Annotated in this window: 4 protein-coding genes; all 4 read right to left on the bottom strand. The window is 42.2% G+C overall.

Annotated elements, in window-relative coordinates; all coding sequences use genetic code 11:
* Positions 1 to 1710: inverse autotransporter beta domain-containing protein (locus J5224_RS24100; protein WP_264627759.1), on the bottom strand; the 1710-nt coding region annotated here is incomplete at its 3' end.
* A 312-nt stretch (positions 1711 to 2022) separates the two neighbouring features.
* Positions 2023 to 2655, bottom strand: a complete 633-nt coding sequence (locus J5224_RS24095; RefSeq protein ID WP_264627758.1) for a helix-turn-helix domain-containing protein — start codon at positions 2653 to 2655, stop codon at positions 2023 to 2025.
* A gap of 70 nt (positions 2656 to 2725) precedes the next feature.
* Positions 2726 to 3103: a hypothetical protein gene (locus J5224_RS24090; RefSeq protein ID WP_264627757.1), complete on the bottom strand. Its 378-nt coding sequence runs from the start codon at positions 3101 to 3103 to the stop codon at positions 2726 to 2728.
* Positions 3104 to 3116: 13 nt separating this feature from the next.
* Positions 3117 to 3560 (bottom strand): helix-turn-helix domain-containing protein (locus J5224_RS24085; protein ID WP_264627756.1); only part of this gene is annotated, 444 nt, incomplete at its 5' end.

The raw sequence follows: 3560 nt of genomic DNA, 5'->3' as shown, positions 1-3560 counted from the left end.
GCCTGCCATGCTGCTTAGGGGCCTATCGTTACTGTCTTTTATCGTCAGGACAATGTTGATGCTGGCCGCATTGTTTGCCACGGCTGAAGCAGGCATAACCGAAAACGTGCTGCGGGCGGTATCCGAGGCCGTACGCATCATGGCCATTGCGGGTGCATGAACGCGTACCCAGGATTTGCCCTGATTAGAACGATGACCCTGCGTATCTACGGCAACGGCGCAAACGCGGTAGCAGTTTTGGGGTTGACCGCCGTCCTTATAGTTAGGTAACACCACCGCATAATTTTGGTATCCACGCGGCAAGATTTTTCCTCCCGCAGCGATCAACGCCGGTGCAGACCACTCCAGGCGAGCGAGCTTATGGGTAGCGCTCACTTCTACATTAAGCGGCTTCTGCTCTCCGGAATACCCATCTATAGCCCGGATCATACTCAAAAAGAGACGCTGCACCTTGCGATACTCAAGCACCAGATGATTTTTGCGCGTAACAAGATCGTAACGCTGTCCCTGCAAACGGCGAGTCGAACCAACCGCTTCAGGATCAAGCTGCCGCTCCCAAGGCTGACTAAGCTGATAGTGAAATTGCAGGCTAAAGCGTGTATCACCGCTTCCTGCTTTCCCACTGCGCCGCTCTGCGCTCAACGTCATCAGTGGGAAGGGGGTATAGTTTACACCTGCACCAATGGCATGAGGATTATGCTGGCGATCGTCCTTACCAAACAGTACCACCTGCTCGCCATAAAACTGCTCATACAATAGTTTCACACCAAGTTGGGGCCAATCAGGTAAATAGGCTTCCGTGCGAATATCCCACCCATTCGCTGGACGCTCTCGCTCATTGTCATAGGGCGCTTTCCAGTTGCTAAGGCGTAGATAACTATTCACTCCCAGTTTCAGGTAATCACGCCAATATTCTATGCCAATCCCCGCACGCACATGATGATGAGAAAAATCGTAGTCGAGAAAACCGTTGCCCCCCACCACAACATCCTGAGTGACGTGACGCATACCTACACCCAGATTTGCCTGCACGCGTTTATCGATATGATGAATACTGCCCTGCGTGAAAAGAAGATTGTCCTGCCTGTCCCGTAAAGGAAGCAGTAAATCAACCTGAGATTTTTTAAGCAAAGAGGCATTATTTGCATCGAGTTGTACACGAGCAGTACCAAAACGACTCAGCCAATGCTGAAACCCACTGCCTGCCTGATCAATAGCAAAGCGATGCAGCTCGGCAATAGCGGTATCGCGCCTTGGATCGTCAGCAAGAAAGGGGCCGACCCGAAGGGCTAATTGAGCAATCTTATGCGAACGTTCATTATCTGGAATTAGCAGGGAAGGCTCAGCACGTTGAAAATTTGTGCTGCTCGATACCAAAGGCATCACTGGGACAATCAGTTCCTCACCGGGTTGAAGATCATCGAATTTATGTAAGAAAGTCCGTGATTCATTTAATTTTCGCAGTATATCCATGCTGACATGCAGGCTTTTTGCTACGGACTGCGGTGATTCACCCATTTTCAACGAATATAGCGTAGTAGGTAGCGAAGCAAGGTGCTCGGAATCAGTGAGAATTTGATGAGTAGATAGTACAGATGAAGAGAAGAGTGAGCCGCTCAGAGCCAGCATGCACAAGAAAAAATACTGTGAGAAAATGGGATTTACTCGCGAAATCCGCAATAAATAAGAAAAGAAATCACGCATAAACATGTACTTCACCTGTAATTCTGAACATAACGAATACAGGAAACGACGGACGCATAAAAAGAGACACAGCATCTTCACATCAGGAAACTATTGTTACCATCGTGTTTTACGCCCGTAATCCTTTAATGATTACGCACACCAAGAATAGAACAAATTCAGCGACTATTCTTTCAAAAAATGACCCAAAACACCGATGGGATAAAAGCAAAAAATGAAAAGATAAAAAACATCAAGGCATTGATTAAAAACAGATTATTTAATATATCTAACCACGTGAGATAGCGGTTATAGACAAAAATAGGTTTAGCCTTTTATTCAAAACTTTTCTGGCAAATCGGAAACAGAGATAAGCTTCCCCTCTTTGGTTTCAATATACCCCCCTTTTTTCAACTCGGACAAAATTCTCATGACATGACTACGGGACAAACCTGTGAGCTTGATAATAATTGAGGCTATGCCAAATTGCATTCTAAAACCCAGTGGTTTATCAATATAATGCAATAATATACTTCTTATCACCTGATAACTATCAGACTTCCCGGATATCAAGTCTCTGCGATATAATTCATTCAGGTTAGCGATCATAACGTAGATAAGACATTCTTCCAGGTGGTTCTCTTTTATTATTTTCAGTAGCGTATCAACATCGCCGTGATAAATAACCGTTTCAGGGCCACCGGTAAAATAAACGGGAAAATAGGCATCATATAAATAATTAACACCAAAGAAAACAGGGGCGTGTAGATGACCAAGAAGAATATCTTCATTTTTTCTATACACAGAGAGAAATCCAGATGACACATAGAAAAACGACATTAAATCCTGCTTACCCTTGGCATTTTTTACCCTCACCATATGAGGCAACAAGTATTTTTTCAATATATTAGTCTTGCTGCTTAATTTTTCTTCAAACAATGGGCAGCGTTTGTCTTCATAATTATATAACATTCTTGATTCTTACCTTATCAGAAAAACCGGTCTTCAATTTGAAGAATTGAACAACATAAAAATGGCAACATCATATTTTATTGGCATAGATACCAATATTGAGCAACTCCAATATTTTTACAAAAATGGCGGTGTCAATGTTTTTTTCAATTACCAAATGTGGACATAGCCTATTGATGTAAAAATTACTTTTATTTTTACTTTCAATTAAGAAAACAATCTTCGTATTTTCTGAAACAGAACGAACTGAAGCTAAAAAATCCTCCGAAATAATCCAAACTCTCTGTGAAGGATCAATGATGAGGATATCGATACTCTGCCGCTTAAGAAGATCGATAACATCTCGTTGTGTTGCAGCAATATAAATAGGTTCAAAGGTATCAAGCAGCGTCTTGGCACCAAGAACAAAGAAAGAATCCAAATCATAGAAAACAATATTACTCGGCATAGTGAAACTCTGATTAAGGTATAATACAGTCTCGAAGTTTTCTCACACCCAATTTTGCGAAGAATCGGCGTTTATATGTCATGATTGTTTTTTCTTTAATTTTCAATTGCTTTGATATATCTCTTACGCTTACACCGCCAGTCATCATAGACAATATGGTATTTTCTCTTGGGCTAAGGACTTTCTTCACATTCAACTTTTTGTCAGGTACGACTTTCGAATCAATGAGCCGATAGCCCGCACAAAACAGATCGATAATGGTTTCATAGAGATGCAAAGGGCTTTTCCTATCGACAACAGAAAGGTCTTTACTAATACTAAGATCTACACACCCTTCGGTGAAAAGCAGGACTCTCACACCCAACGAATAACATTTGATTTTGAAGAGTTCTCTTTTCCTTTCACAATCCAATATATCATCCGTCACGATGACAAGAGATGGAGCATCACTAACAAG

The organism is Candidatus Symbiopectobacterium sp. NZEC135 (assembly GCF_025962695.1).
The sequence above is the reverse complement of the archived record's forward strand: the minus strand, read 5'-3'. Positions and strand labels throughout refer to the sequence as shown.